The organism is Phenylobacterium sp., assembly GCF_035944335.1.
In the GTDB taxonomy this organism is placed as follows: domain Bacteria; phylum Pseudomonadota; class Alphaproteobacteria; order Caulobacterales; family Caulobacteraceae; genus Phenylobacterium.
Genome location: NZ_DASZBG010000088.1, coordinates 1 through 12,912 on the forward strand (window position 1 = coordinate 1; position 12,912 = coordinate 12,912).

Genomic DNA, 12,912 nt, shown 5'->3' on the forward strand with positions numbered 1-12,912 from the left:
CGCCTAGAACAGCTTCGGCATGCCGGGCATGCCGGCGAGCGGGCCGGCGGCCTGCTTCATGAGCTCGGCCTGCGCCGCGTCGAGCTGGCGCTTGGCGTCGGAATGGGCCGCGACCACGAGGTCGGCGACCACCTCGGCCTCGCCGGGCGCCATCAGGCTCTCGTCGATGTCCAGCCTGGCGAGTTCGCCGGAGCCGCGCAGCGTCAGCTTCACCATGCCGCCGCCGGACGTGCCCTCGATCTCCAGCTCGGCGAGCTTGGCCTGCGCCTCGGCCAGCTTCTGCTGCATGACCTGCGCCTGCTTCATCAGGGCCGAAAGGTCCTTCACGGCTCAATCCTCACTGTCGTTGTCGTCGTCCGGCGGCGGGGCCGCATCGGGCTCGGGGCCGGCGATGTTTCGGATGCCGACGATCTCGGCGCCGGGGAAGGCTTCCATGACGTCGCGCACGAACGGGTCCTGCTCGATCTCGGCGCGCACCTCGCGCTCCTGGCGCTTCTGGCGCTCCCAGGCGCTTTCCGCCCCGCCGCCGCCCTGGGCGGCGATCAGCCAGCGCTCGCCGGTCCATTCCTTCAGCCGGCCCACCAGCCGCTGGGCGAGGTTGGCGGGCGCCCCGGGGGCCGGCTCGTATTCGATGGCCCCGGGCCGGAAACTGATCGGCCGGACGAACCGCTCCACGTCGAGCTTCAGCGAGATGTCGCGCCGCGCCTCGATCAGCGCCAGCATGTCCTCGAAGGTCTGCAGGGTGACCGCAGGGTCCTTGGCGGGCTGCACCTGCATCTGCGGCGCGGGCGAGCGGGCCACCGCCGCGGCCCCGCCGGAACCCTCCGAAGCCGATCTGTTCGGCGAAGGAGGGCCGCCGGACGATCCGCCGCCAGATGACGCGCCTGCCGGCTGGCCCTCCTGCAATCGCTTCAGGGCCTCCTCCGGCCCCGGCAGGTCGGCGGCATAGGCCAGCCGGATCAGCGCCATGTCGGCCGCCGCCGCCGCGTCGGGGGCGCGGCGCACTTCGTCATAGGCCTTCAGCGTCAGCTGCCAGATGCGCGACAGGGTCCCGGCCGAGACCGAGGCCCCCACCGCCGCCAGCCGCGCGGCCTGCTCCTTGGGCATCACCAACGCCTGCGGGCCGATCGCCTTGGCCACCGCCGCGCCATGGCCGTGGTCCAAGAGGTCGAGCATCACCTGGTCGGGGTTCGCGCCATAGCCGTAGAGGGTGCGGAAGGTCTCGATGGCCGCCCCCGCCTCGCCGCGCATCACCTGCTCGAAGAGAGAAATGGTCTGGGCTCGATCCGCCAGACCCAGCATGTCGCGGATGCTCTCCGCGGTGACGGTCTGCCCGGCTTCGGCCTGGACGATCGCCTGGTCGAGCATCGACTGGGCGTCGCGCACCGAGCCCTCCGCGGCCCGGGCGATCAGCATCAGCCCCTCGGCCTCGACGCGCGCGCCCTCGTTCTCGCAGATCATCTCGAGGTTCTTGACGATCACGTCCGGCTCGACGCGGCGCAGGTCGAACCGCTGGGTGCGCGACAGGATGGTCACCGGCACCTTGCGAATCTCGGTGGTGGCGAAGATGAACTTGGCGTGCGGCGGCGGCTCTTCCAGCGTCTTCAGGAGCGCGTTGAACGCCCCCGTCGAGAGCATGTGCACCTCGTCGATGATGTAGACCTTGTAGCGGGCCTCCACCGGCGCGTAGCGCACCCCTTCCAGGAGCTCGCGCATGTCGGCCACGCCGGTGCGCGATGCGGCGTCGAGCTCGAGCACGTCCATGTGCCGGCCCTCGATGATCGACTTGCAGTGGCGGCCCTCTTCGCTGAGGTCCAGCGTCGGCTCGTGGATCGTCTCGGTGTCGTAGTTGAGCGCCCGGGCCAGCAGGCGCGCGGTGGTGGTCTTGCCGACCCCGCGCACCCCGGTGAGCATGAAGGCGTGCGCGATGCGGCCGCTGGAGAAGGCGTTCTTGAGGGTGCGGACCATGGCCTCCTGGCCATAGAGGTCCTCGAAGGTCTTCGGCCGGTACTTGCGCGCGATGACGGTGTAGGCGGCGCTTTCGTCGGCGGCCGGCGCCGTCGGGGCCGCGCCGAACATGTCCGGCGCATTGGGATCACGCCCACCCTCAGACCCTTTTGGCGTGTCGTCTTCGAGCGTGAGGTCTTCGTCGGCCATCGGTCTCTTTAGGGAGAGAGGGTGGAGACCGAACGACAACCCGGAGCGTAACTCGTTGTGGCTGCTTCCTTCCGGACCTGACCAAGTTGGCGAGGCGCCCGTCCGCCGCCGATCTCCACGCCCTATATCGCCGCTGCCGACAGCTTCCGCAAGCTGCGCGGGCACGGTGACGCGGGGCCCCGGACACCCTAAGTAGGCGGCCATGCCTCTCGACGCCTTCATGAACACCTTCGCCGGCAATCCGCTGGACCGCGCCAGCGACAAGCGGCCCGACGCCGCGTGGATCGCCGCCCAGCTCGCCTCGCCCGAGGCGCTGGCCTTCCCCGTCTGGAACGGCCGGCCCTTCGTCGAGCCGGCCAAGGACGGCGGGGTGCAGATCGCCTATGTGCCCACCAGGCTCGCCGAGCAGCTGTCGGAGGGCCGCGAGCACCTGCTGTTCCTGGGGCTGTGGAAGGAAACCGCTGTCTTCGCCGTCGATCTGGAGGGGGAGGCCAATCCCGCCGAGGGGCCGCTGGCCGGCATGGGGAAGTTCGAGGACCTGCGCCGCATCGCCCTGCAGCTGCCCGCCACCGAGGCGGCCATAATCGGCACCGCCAAGGCGATGTTCGAATGGCGCCGCCGCCACCGGCACTGCGCGGTCTGCGGCCAGCCCAGCCAGGCCATCGACGGCGGCTGGAAGCGCCGCTGTCCGTCCTGCGAGGCCGAGCACTTCCCGCGCACCGATCCGGTGGTGATCATGCTGCCCTGGCACGGCGAGCGCTGCATGCTGGGCCGCCAGGAGGCCTGGCCCAAGGGCATGTTCTCCGCCCTGGCCGGCTTCCTCGAGCCCGGCGAGAGCATCGAGGAGGCCTGCGCCCGCGAGCTCTCGGAAGAGGCCGGCCTGCGCACGCGCAAGGTCCGCTACCACTCCACCCAGCCCTGGCCCTATCCGTCCTCCCTGATGATCGGCCTGATCGCCGAGGTGGAGGACGACGAGGGGGCGCCCGACCAGACCGAACTGTCGGAAATCCGCTGGATCACCCGCGACGAGGCCAGGAAGCTAATCAAGGGCGAGCTCGACGGCATGGCGGCGCCCAACCCCATGGCCATCGCCCACCAGCTCCTCAAGGCCTGGGCGGAAGAGGGCTAGCCCCGCGTCCGGAACGGGTCGGCGGGATAGACACCGAGAATCTCGAACCTCTCCGAGAAGAACCGCAGCTCCTCGAAGGCCAGCGCCAGGCCGCGGTCCTCGGGGCGGCCATCGACCTCGGCGTAGAAGAAGGTCGCCGTCCAGGCGCCGTTCTCCATGTAGCTCTCCAGCTTGGAGATGTTCACCCCGTTGGTCGCAAACCCGCCCATGGCCTTGTAGAGCGCGGCCGGCAGGTTGCGGACCCGGAACACGAAGCTGGTGATGCAGGGCGCGGTGAACGGCGGGGCGGGCGGACTGGCGTCCGCCGTCATCACCAGGAACCTCGTCGTATTGTGGTGCTCGTCCTCGATGTCGCGCATGAGAATGTCGAGGCCGTAGATTTCCGCCGCCAGGGCCGGCGAGATCGCCGCCTTGGTCGGATCGGGATGTTCCGCCAGCGCCTTGGCGGCGCCGGCCGTATCGCCGACGGCTTCCGGCCGGGCCTTCAGCCGCCGCACGGTCTTGCGGCATTGGCCGAGCGCGATGGCCATGCTGGAGACGGTCTTGATGTCCTCCAGCTTCACGCCGGGGTTGGCCATCAGCTGGAAATGGATCGGCTTGAACCGCTCGCCGATGATCCTGAGCCCCGAGGACGGCAGCAGATGGTGCACGTCGGCCACCCGGCCGGCGATGGAGTTCTCCACCGGGATCATGCCCAGCTCGCAGGCGCCGGTCTTCACCGCCTCGAACGCCTCCTCGAAGGTGGCGCAGGGAACCGGCTCGTAGTCCGGATAGTAGGTCGAGCAGGCCTCGTGGCTGTTGGCCCCGAGCTCCCCCTGGAAGGCGATGCGGCGCTGGGTCATCGGGCCTTCCTAGCATGGGCGCGCGCCGCCTCGAGGTCCGCCGGGGTGTCCACCGAGATCGGCGCGGCGTCGGCCACCGCCGCCCAGATCGAGAGCCCCAGCTCCAGCGCCCGCAGCTGCTCCAGCTTCTCGCGCCGCTCGAGCGGCGAGGGCGCGGCGGCGTTGAAGGCCACGAGCGCCGCGCGGCGATAGCCGTAGATGCCGATGTGGCGCCAGACCGGCGCCTCGCCATAGAGCGTCGAGCGGGTGAAATAGAGCGCCCGGCCGGTCCGCGCGCCCGCCTCCAGCGACAGGATCGCCTTGACCACGTCGGGATTGCCCCGGTCGGCGGCCGACTGCTCGGGGGCGACGACGGTGGCGATATCGCAGTCCGGCTGCTCGGCCAGCAGGCCCGCGCAGGCGGCCAGCACCGCGGGCTCCACGAACGGCATGTCGCCCTGCAGGTTGATCACCACGTCGTGCTCACCGCCGGGATCGAGCTCGGCCAGGGCCGCGAGGATCCGGTCGGAGCCGGAGGCCAGGTCCGGGTCGGTCAGCACGGCGCGGCCGCCGGCCGCCTCCACCGCCGCCACGATCGCGGAATCGCCCGCCGCCACGGCCACGGGACCGGCGCCGGCGGCCTGCGCTTGGCGCAGCACCCGTACGATCATCGGCAGGCCGCCGATGTCCGCCAGCGGCTTGCCCGGCAGGCGGGTCGCGGCCATGCGCGCGGGGATGATGACGATCGGGTTCATGGTTGGGAATTGGGGGGCCAGTGGGCGGTTGCGCGAGCGCCGGTAGCGTGTAAGAGAGCCGGGCGCAATAAGGGGCGGGATTCCCGCGGGTTCGCTGGCCCTTCGTGGCCGGCCTCGGAGAGGGCCGATTTAGGATCTATGAGCGACCTCACGTTCAACAAGATCGCCGGCGCGGTGCTGGCCACCGGACTGGCCGTCGTCGGCCTTGGGCAGCTCTCTTCGGGCGTCTTCTCCAAGGAGCCCCCGGCCAAGCCCGGCTATGCCGTCGAGGTCGCGGCCGACACCTCTGAAGGCGGCGCGGCCGCCGCCGAGACGCCACCCGACTGGGGCACGGTCCTGCCGAAGGCCGACGTCGCCGCCGGCGAGCAGGTGTTCGCCAAGTGCCAGTCCTGCCACAGCCTGACCGCGAACGGCACCGGCCCGAACCTGACCGGCGTCGAGGGCCGCAAGCCCGGCACCGAGGCCGGCTTCTCCTATTCACCCGCCATGCAGGCGTTCGGCGGCAAGCAGCCCATCTGGGACTATGAGCACCTCTTCGAGTACCTGAAGAACCCGCAGGCCTATGTGAGCGGCACCAAGATGACCTTCGTCGGCCTGAAGAAGCCGGAAGACCGCATCAACGTCATCGCCTTCCTGCACACCAAGGGTTCGTCCCTGCCGATCCCGGCGCCGAACCCGGCCGCCGCGGCGGCCGCCGCGCCGACCACCGGACCTGCGGGCGCGACCAAGCCGGCTGCTGCCGCCGCCGCCGCGGGCCAGCCCACCGCCACCGGCTCCACCGCCAGCACGAACGCCACCGCCCCCGCCGGCGGCCCTGCCGGCCAAGGCAAGGGCGCTCCCGGCGGCGCGCCGGACAAGACCACCAGCACCGCCGGCGCCGCGCCGAAGTAGCCTCCTCATCCCGCCCCTAAAGAGGAGGGAGTCTCCGGAAACTGGTCGGCGGCCCGTAGCCGGCCGCCTCGATCCGCGCGATGGCCTCGTCCAGCGGCTCGAGGGCAGTGGCCATGTGATGGCCGTTGGCGTGGATGATCCGCACCGCGTCGAAGCCCATGGCCATGTGGCCCTTCCAGAACACCAGGTCGCCGCGCCCGAAGGCCTGACGGCCGATCTCGTGGCCTAGCCGCTCCTGCTGGTCGGTGTCGCGCGGACAGGCGCGGCCGCAGGCCAGGAACGCCTGCTGCACCAGGCCCGAGCAGTCGCAGCCGAGGCTCTCCCGTCCGCCCCACAGATAGGGCGCGCCCAGGAACCGCTCGGCCACGGCCACGGGGTCGGCCTCGAACACGCCGATGGGGGCCAGGTGCTCGATGGGCATCCAGCCGGCCCCGGCGACCTGGCTCAGCCGGCCCTCCTGCGCCTCCACCCGCACCAGCGAATTGATTGAATAGGGCCCGAGGGCGCGGGCCTTGATGCTCGGCCCCTCGAAGGCATAGGTGCGGATCGCGGAGATGCGGTGGGTTGGCGCAGGCCCGATCGGCGCCAGCCGCGCGGCCTCGACAAAGCCCACATAGCCATCGCGCGGCGCCTGGCCCCAGACCCAGCCGCCGGCCTCCTCCTCCAGCGCCTGGAAGGTCTCGCCGAACAGCAGCTGGTCCAGCTGTTCGGAGGCGGCGGAGGGTTCGCGGTGCACGCCGGCGGCCGGCGCCGCGCAGACCATGGGGTTCGGATCCACATAGACCTCCGCCGGCTCGACGCCTTCCAGCGCGCGGCTCGCCACGCCGTCCCGCAGCGGGGTGATGCGCGGGTCGAGCTTCAAACAAATCGCTCCCGCAGCAGGCCGTAGAGGCCGCGGATCGCCTGCGCCTCCGCGCCCGCCGGCCAGCCCGGCCGGTTGCGCGGATTCCACGCGAAGATATCGAAGTGCGCCCAAGGTCCCGGCGGCGCGAACCGCTGCAGGAACAGCGCTGCCGTCACCGAGCCCGCCTGCGCCCAGGCGTCGGGATCGTTCTTGATCTCGGCCACGTCGCTGTCGAGCGCGTCGACATAGCCCTTCCAGAGCGGCATGCGCCAGACCGGGTCGGACGCCGCCTCCGCATGCGCCGCGATCTGGCCCGCGAGCTCTTCGTCGTCGGTGTAGAACGGCGGCAACTGCGGACCCAGCGCCACCCGAGCCGCCCCGGTGAGCGTCGCGAAGTCCAGGGTCAGCGCCGGGGCCAGCTCGCCCGCCCGGGTCAGGGCGTCGGCCAGGATCAACCGGCCTTCCGCGTCGGTGTTGCCGACCTCGATGGAAATGCCCTTGCGCGAGGCCAGCACATCGCCCGGCCGCATGGCGTCGCCGGAGATGGCGTTCTCGACGACCGGGATCAACACCGCCAGCCGCACCGGCAGCCTGGCGGTCATCACCATCCGCGCCAGGGCGAGCGCGTGGGCCGCCCCGCCCATGTCCTTCTTCATCTGCCGCATGCCGGCCGAGGGCTTGATGTCCAGGCCGCCGGTGTCGAACACCACGCCCTTGCCGACCAGCGCCACGAGCGGATGCTTGGCCTGGCCCCAGCTGATCTCGATGAAACGCGGCGCCCGCTCGGCGACCGCCGCGCGGCCCACCGCGTGCACCGCTGGATAGTTGGCTTCCAGCAGGCCGTCGCCGGTGACGACGGTGATCTCAGCCCCATGCTGCTCGGCGATCTCCCGGGCGATGGTCTCGATCTGCAGCGGGCCCATGTCGTTGGCCGGTGTGTTGACCATGTCGCGGGCGAGCGCGCAGGCGTGGGCCACCTGGCGGACCTCGGCGACATCGCAGCCCTCGGCCACCAGCCGGGCCTTCTCCGCCCCGTGGGCCTTGTAGCGGTCGAACTTGTAGCTCCCCAGCGAGAAGGCCAGCGCGATCTGGTCCGGGGCCATGGCCTTGGGCGCGTGGGCGATCCTGTAGGTCCCGGCCGGCAGCTTGGCGGCGAGCGTGCGGAACTCCATCGGGTTGGCGCTGGCGCCCAGCCCGAACAGCACGCTGGCCAGGGCGCCGTCCGCGCCGGGCACGGCCAGCACCTGGCCGGCCTTGCCCTTGAAGTCGGAGGTGGCGGCGAACGCCTTGGCCGCCGGCGGGGCGGCGTCGAGCGCGGGCCCGGTCTCGCTCTCCAGCAGCGCGCGCACCGGGATCGCGGCGGGGTCGGCGGTATCGAGGATCACTTCGGACATGGGCGGGCCTCCGCTGGGCCCATTCCTCTCGCCCAACTGGCCGGCGCCCGCAACCGCTAGAACCCTGCGAACGCGCTCATGAAGGGGGAGCCCGGGAAGGCGGCCAGCGCCCCGATGGCGATCGCCAGGCCGTAGGGCACATTCTCGCCGGGCTCGGCGAGCCGGCTGAACCAGGCCGGGCCGGTGACCACGAACGGCCGCACGAAGCCCGAGCGCAGCGCCAGCAGGGTCACCGCCAGCGCGCCGCCCGCGAAACCGGTCACGCCGGCGAAGACGGCCGCGGCGGGCCAGCCGAGCCACAGCGTCGCCGCGGCGAACAGCTTGGCGTCGCCGCCGCCGATCCAGCCCAGGGCGAACATCGCCATGCCGGCCACGAGACCGACCAGGCCGACGCCCAGGTGCAGGCCGATCGCCGCGGGCGCCAGGCCCATGGCCAGCGCCGCCGGAACGAAGCCGGCCAGCAGCGCCAGCGGCATCCAGTTGGGGATGGTGTAGCTCGTCACGTCGCGCAGGGCCGCGGCGATCACCAAGGCGGGGAAGACCGCGACGAGCAAGGCCTGGACGAGGTGGAGCATGGGGTCAGCATGAAGCCGAGCCATGAACGGAGGGTTTCCCGCAACGACGAAGGCCCCGACGCTGGCGCGCGGGGCCCTCGACAACCTAGCCGTGGGGCCGGCTTAGGGCAGGTTGTTGGCGACGGAGCCGAAGGTGTTGGTCACACGGCCGCCCAGCAGCGGCAGGACCGCGGCGATGGCCACGGCCACCAGGGCGGCGATCAGGCCATATTCGATGGCGGTCGCGCCGGACTCGTCGTTCAGGAAGCGCGTGACGAACTTGGACATGGTGGTCTCCACGGAGGGCGACCGGGCCAGGCCCAACCGCCGGTTTGGAGAGTCGAATATTCCCCGCAGGGTTTAATCCACCGTGAATCTCCCGAAGTATTAGAAGATGTCGTGGTTTAATTATATTTACCACGCCCTCGTGAGTACATTGCTCCGGACAGCAAAAGGGCCCCCCGTCGCCGGGGGGCCCTTGCCATCGGAAACCTGGAAGCCAGGCTTACGGCAGCTTGTTGGCGACCGTACCGAAGGTGTTGGTCAGGCGGCCGCCGAGCAGCGGCAGCACCGCGGCGATGGCGACGGCGACCAGGGCGGCGATCAGGCCATACTCGATGGCCGTGGCGCCGGACTCGTCCTTCAGAAAGCGCGAAACGAACTTGGACATAAGAGAACTCCTTCCATTGGCGGGCAGGCGGCGGGAGGCTTTTCAAGCACCGCCTGCTCGCCCAAACGCCAGGGCAATTTCGCTCGTCGCGCTTAATTCCCAGTAAAGATACAAGTATTCGTCTGATTTTTTCCTTGGTTTACTTGGATTAATCATGACCATCGGTTAATCAAGCCACGTCCAAGTTCTTGATCCTGTCGTTGAATCAGCGACTTAGGATTCGGCCAGGACGTTCGCGAAAACGTCGACGAGCCGACTTTCTTCGTACGTCCGATCGCCGATCGCAGCCACCGGACGAACGCCGATCAGGCTGTTGGTCAGGAAGACCGCCTGCGCCGCCGCCAGGATCTCCGCCCCTTCGGCGACCTCCTCGACGCCCAGGCCGCGGCCTCGCGCGGCCGCGATCACCCGGGCCCGCGCAAGGCCGGCCAGCACGCCGCAGTCCAGCGCCGGCGTGAATAGCCGCCCGTCCCTCAGCCAGAACAGGTTGGCCGCCGCCGCACAGGCCACCCGTCCCCCGGTGTCGAGCATCAGGGCCTCGTCGGCGCCCGCCGCGCGCGCCGCGCGCCGGGCCAGCACATTGTCCAGATAGGCCAGTGTCTTCAGCCGGGAGGTGGGCGAGCGCTCGTTGCGCCGCACCGCGCTGACCATCAGCCGGGCGGGGCCGGCGGGCTTCGGCGCCGGCGCGGCGGTGGCGACCATCCGCGGCTGCAGCGTCTGCGGGCGATCGAGCCCCCGCCCGCCGCCGCCCGCCGTCCAGGTCAGCCGCACCGCGGCGCGCGCGCCCGCCAGGCCGGCCTCGCCCAGCGCCTGGATCATCAGCCGCTCGGCCGCCGCCCGGTCCGGCGCCGGCAGGCCCAGCACCGCGCAGCCGGCGGTCATCCGGTCCAGGTGGTCGTCCAGCCGCCGGAGCGCGCCGGCCTCAGCCAGCACGGTCTCGAACAGACCGTCGCCGAGCGCGAAGCCGCGATCGTCCTTGGGGATCACGCCGCCTGCCGACCTCCGCCGCGCACGAAGCCGAGCCCGATGAGGCCGATCACCAGGAGCACGATGATGGCCGCGAAGCCGCCCTGCTGGGTGTGGGTGATGCGCGTGCCGAGGTTCACCAGGGTCGGGGCGAGCCACAGGGTGGCCACGCCCGACAGGGCATAGACCCCGAAGAAGGCGCCGGTCTGCTCCGGCGGCGTCAGCCGGGTGAGCAGGGTGCGGCTGGAAGCGTATTGGCCGGTGATGAAGATCGCATTCACGAAGCCGATGCCGATGAAGGCCCAGTCCGGCACGGTGCGGAACACCGGCCCGCTCCAGATCGGCGCATGCGCCGCGGCGTCCCACGGCCACAGATAGAATAGCCGGTCGGGCGCAATGCCCAGCATCAGGGTCAGGCTGACCGCGGTGACGGCGATCTGGATGCGCAACGCGGTCTTCGGGCCCAGCGCGCCGTCGGTCCAGCGGGCGACGAAGCCGCCGAACACCGCCACCACGCTGAGCATGATGCCGTAGACCAGCATCTCCAGCGGACCCCATTTCATGACGCCGATGGCGTAGACCCCGGCGTAGATCAGCACCGCGTTCATGCCGTCGACGAAGAACATCCGCGCGGCCAGGTAGACCACGGCGTCCTTGTAGCGCCGCACGGTCTTCAGCATCCGCCAGAGCTCGCCCGCGCCATCGCGCCAGGCGGTCAGCATGGGGACGCCGGTGCGCGGCGCATCGGGGGTGAGCAGCATGAGCGGGATGACGCCCAGCGCCAGCAGGGCCGCCGCCATCAGGGCCACCACGCGCTCCGGCTCGTGGGTCGCCGGGTTGAGTCCGAACAGCGGCGCGGCGGGCACCCAGCTCCAGTGCACCTTGCCCGGCAGGGCGAAGGCCCAGGCGGTGAAGGCGAGCGCCACCACCGAGGCGCCGTTGCCCAATGACAGAGCAAGCGCCGAGGCCTTGTGCGCAGCCTTCAGCCCGGCGGCGCGGATCAGCATCGAGTTGTGCAGCACCTCGGCATAGACGAACAGCAGGCGGGCTCCGATGTAGAGCGTCGCGAGCATGGTCAGCGTCATCCAGCCGCCGGGCCGGCCGAACCACAGCGCCGCGATCATCGGGACCATCAGGCCGACGATCAGGCCGAGCCAGGGCTTCCGGGGTCCCAGCTTGTCGATGGAGGCGCCCAGGAACGGGGCGGTGAACACCACCACCCAGCCGATGATCTGGTCCCAGCTGGAGATCGTGGCTTGCCCGCGCACGGGATCGCCCACCAGCACCGAGGCCACGTAGGGCATGAAGATGTAGATGGTGACCAGGATGATGAACGGGTCGCGCCCGCCCTGGTGGATCGACCAGGCGTAGCCGCCGCGGGTCAGCTTCCCGTCGCCGCCCAGCTGGGCGATCAGCGGCGGCTCGAAGACCGCGGCCGGACCGTCGGCGTCCAGAGGCTTCACATCGCTCACCGGCATCCCCCTGTCGCCGCCGTTCTTGGATGTGGCGGTCGGGGCCGAGGTTAGACCGGGCTTTGTCAGGCCGCCAGCTTGGCGTCCGCCGCGGCCAGCGCCGCCGGCGCGTCGACCTTGCAGCCTTGCGCCGCCAGGGCTTCGCAGAGCGCGGTCAGGCACAGGCGCACGTGCCAGGCCGTGGCCGAGGCGCCCATCAGGCCGATCCGCCAGACCTGACCCTTCAGCGGCCCGAGCCCCGCGCCGATTTCCAGGTCCCAGTGGGTCAGCACGTGCGCGCGCACGGCCGCCTCGTCGACGCCGTCGGGAACCCGCACGGTGTTCAGCTGCGGCAGGCGATGGGCTTCGTCGACCAAGAAGGCGAGCCCCGCCGCCTCGATGCCCGCCGCCAGCGCCTGGTGCATCCGGGCATGGCGCACGATGGCCGCCTGCTGGCCCTCCTCGAACAGCGCCGCCAGCGCTTCATGCAGCCCATAGAGCGCATTGATCGGCGCCGTGTGGTGATAGGTCCGGCCGCCGCCCCCACGTCCATCAGGGTCGCCCCAGTAGCTCATCAAGAGGTTGAAATCCAAGAGCCAGTTGCGGACCTTTTCCTTGCGCCCGGTGATCGCCGCCTGGGCGCGCTTGGAGAGCGCGATCGGCGACAGGCCGGGCGGCGCCGAGAGGCACTTCTGGGTTCCCGAATAGACCACGTCGGCGTCCCAGCCGGCCACGTCCACGGCGATGCCGCCCAGCGAGGTCACGCAGTCCACCACCGATAGCGCGCCATGCCGTCTGGCGAGCGCGCACAGCGGGCCGGCGTCGCTGCGCACCCCGGTCGAGGTCTCCGCATGGACGAAGGCGAGCACCTTCGTCGGCGCCTCGGCTAGCGCCTTCTCGACGCGCCTGGGGTCCACCGGCTGGCCCCACTCGTGGTCGACGGTGACCACGCTCGCCCCGGCGCGCCCGGCCATGTCGGCCATCCGTGCGCCGAACGCGCCGTTGACCGCGATCACCGCCCGGTCGCCCGGCTCCAGCAGGTTCATCATGGCGGCTTCCATGCCCGCCGTGCCCGGCGCCGGCAGCGGCACGCAGGCGTGGTCGGGGGCGTTGAACAGCCGCTGCAGCGCCGCCTTGATCTCCTCCATCAGCGCCTGGAACTCGGGGTCCAGGTGGCCGATGGTCGGTCGCGCCAGGGCGGCCAGAACGCGCGGGCTGACGTCGGAGGGGCCGGGCCCCATGAGGAAGCGGCGCGGCGGCTGGAAGCTTTGCATCGGCTC

General features: G+C 71.0%; 14 protein-coding genes and 1 other RNA gene. 2 read left to right on the forward strand and 13 right to left on the reverse strand.

Going from position 1 to position 12,912, the window contains the following annotated elements:
• Positions 1-3: 3 nt before the first annotated feature.
• The 3 genes from VGT80_RS15010 to ffs all read right to left on the reverse strand — a co-directional run bounded on the left by VGT80_RS15010 (position 4) and on the right by ffs (position 2,275).
• Entirely contained in the window at positions 4-327 is a 324-nt protein-coding gene (locus tag VGT80_RS15010; RefSeq protein WP_327457181.1) for a YbaB/EbfC family nucleoid-associated protein, read from the reverse strand.
• 3 nt (positions 328-330) lie between these two features.
• The gene (locus VGT80_RS15015) at positions 331-2,157 is read right to left on the reverse strand and encodes a DNA polymerase III subunit gamma/tau (RefSeq protein ID WP_327457183.1); all 1,827 of its coding nucleotides are present in this window, start codon (positions 2,155-2,157) and stop codon (positions 331-333) included.
• Positions 2,158-2,176: 19 nt separating this feature from the next.
• An RNA gene (gene ffs / locus VGT80_RS15020) (signal recognition particle sRNA small type) lies at positions 2,177-2,275 on the reverse strand.
• 84 nt (positions 2,276-2,359) lie between these two features.
• Between ffs and nudC the strand changes: the two genes are divergently transcribed.
• Positions 2,360-3,286, forward strand: a complete 927-nt coding sequence (nudC, locus tag VGT80_RS15025; protein ID WP_327457185.1) for an NAD(+) diphosphatase — start codon at positions 2,360-2,362, stop codon at positions 3,284-3,286.
• Here the strand turns inward: nudC and VGT80_RS15030 are convergent.
• Together VGT80_RS15030 and VGT80_RS15035 are read right to left on the reverse strand one after the other, a co-directional pair.
• Positions 3,283-4,128 carry a prephenate dehydratase gene (locus tag VGT80_RS15030; protein ID WP_327457186.1) on the reverse strand — a complete coding sequence of 282 codons (846 nt, stop codon included), beginning with the start codon at positions 4,126-4,128 and terminating at the stop codon, positions 3,283-3,285. The genes nudC and VGT80_RS15030 overlap by 4 nt on opposite strands.
• A complete protein-coding gene (locus VGT80_RS15035; protein WP_327457188.1) occupies positions 4,125-4,862 on the reverse strand; it encodes a 3-deoxy-manno-octulosonate cytidylyltransferase in 738 nt (245 codons plus the stop codon). The genes VGT80_RS15030 and VGT80_RS15035 overlap by 4 nt, the downstream gene beginning before the upstream one ends.
• A gap of 138 nt (positions 4,863-5,000) precedes the next feature.
• On the opposite strand from VGT80_RS15035, the gene VGT80_RS15040 reads away from it, so the two are divergent.
• Entirely contained in the window at positions 5,001-5,753 is a 753-nt protein-coding gene (locus tag VGT80_RS15040) for a cytochrome c family protein (RefSeq protein WP_327457190.1), read from the forward strand.
• Positions 5,754-5,769: 16 nt separating this feature from the next.
• Here the strand turns inward: VGT80_RS15040 and VGT80_RS15045 are convergent, their stop codons facing one another.
• From VGT80_RS15045 to VGT80_RS15080, 8 genes are all read right to left on the reverse strand, one after another.
• Positions 5,770-6,615, reverse strand: a complete 846-nt coding sequence (locus VGT80_RS15045; protein ID WP_327457192.1) for a C40 family peptidase — start codon at positions 6,613-6,615, stop codon at positions 5,770-5,772.
• The gene (locus tag VGT80_RS15050; protein WP_327457194.1) at positions 6,612-7,991 is read right to left on the reverse strand and encodes a leucyl aminopeptidase family protein; all 1,380 of its coding nucleotides are present in this window, start codon (positions 7,989-7,991) and stop codon (positions 6,612-6,614) included. Before VGT80_RS15050 ends, VGT80_RS15045 begins: the two co-directional genes overlap by 4 nt.
• Positions 7,992-8,047: 56 nt before the next feature.
• Positions 8,048-8,566 (reverse strand): A24 family peptidase, encoded by a 519-nt coding sequence (locus VGT80_RS15055; RefSeq protein WP_327457196.1) that lies wholly within the window; start codon positions 8,564-8,566, stop codon positions 8,048-8,050.
• Positions 8,567-8,668: 102 nt separating this feature from the next.
• On the reverse strand, positions 8,669-8,833 hold the full coding sequence (locus tag VGT80_RS15060) for a Flp family type IVb pilin (RefSeq protein ID WP_327457197.1): 165 nt from the start codon (positions 8,831-8,833) through the stop codon (positions 8,669-8,671).
• A 217-nt stretch (positions 8,834-9,050) separates the two neighbouring features.
• The gene (locus VGT80_RS15065) at positions 9,051-9,215 is read right to left on the reverse strand and encodes a Flp family type IVb pilin (protein ID WP_327457199.1); all 165 of its coding nucleotides are present in this window, start codon (positions 9,213-9,215) and stop codon (positions 9,051-9,053) included.
• Between the two features lie 213 nt (positions 9,216-9,428).
• On the reverse strand, positions 9,429-10,202 hold the full coding sequence (locus VGT80_RS15070) for an aminotransferase class IV (RefSeq protein WP_327457200.1): 774 nt from the start codon (positions 10,200-10,202) through the stop codon (positions 9,429-9,431).
• Complete coding sequence (locus VGT80_RS15075) at positions 10,199-11,653, reverse strand: MFS transporter (RefSeq protein WP_327457201.1); 1,455 nt, start codon at positions 11,651-11,653, stop codon at positions 10,199-10,201. Before VGT80_RS15075 ends, VGT80_RS15070 begins: the two co-directional genes overlap by 4 nt.
• Before the next feature lie 65 nt (positions 11,654-11,718).
• Positions 11,719-12,906, reverse strand: a complete 1,188-nt coding sequence (locus tag VGT80_RS15080) for an alanine--glyoxylate aminotransferase family protein (protein ID WP_327457203.1) — start codon at positions 12,904-12,906, stop codon at positions 11,719-11,721.
• Positions 12,907-12,912: the final 6 nt, after the last annotated feature.